General features: G+C 29.6%; 1 protein-coding gene. It reads left to right on the top strand.

The features are described from left to right. Positions 1–240: 240 nt before the first annotated feature. Complete coding sequence (locus AC1DMS_RS31765; RefSeq protein ID WP_478182152.1) at positions 241–414, top strand: replication initiation factor domain-containing protein; 174 nt, start codon at positions 241–243, stop codon at positions 412–414. The last annotated feature ends 85 nt before the right edge of the window (positions 415–499 follow it).

Below are 499 nucleotides of genomic sequence, written 5' to 3'. Positions count from 1 at the left end.
CTTATGGCGTGTAGAAATTGAACTTAAAAGAGATATGGTGGATTACTGGAATGATTGTTTTAATGATTTACATATCTTGAAACCAGATTGGACTTCGCCAGAAAAATTAAATGAACAAGCAATGGTTTACATGTTAATTCATGAAGAAGACAAATGGGGAGAATTGAATAAAAGAACTAAATATAAATATAAAAATTTAATTAAAGAAATATCTCCAGTTGTCTCCAGGGAATTAATGGAATGCCAGAAACAAAATATTTTGGCGTTCGTGATAGYGATAGATTTATTAGAATTTATAACAAAAAACAAGAACGTAAAGATAACGCAGATGTYGAAGTTAYGTCTGATCACTTATGGCGTGTAGAAATTGAACTTAAAAGAGATATGGTTGATTATTGGAAATTACTGGAATGATTGTTTTAATGATTTACATATCTTGAAACCAGATTGGACTTCGCCAGAAAAATTAAATGAACAAGCAATGGTTTACATGTTAATT

Source organism: Variovorax sp. 05T418, assembly GCF_056396385.1.
The sequence above is the reverse complement of the archived record's forward strand: the minus strand, read 5'-3'. Positions and strand labels throughout refer to the sequence as shown.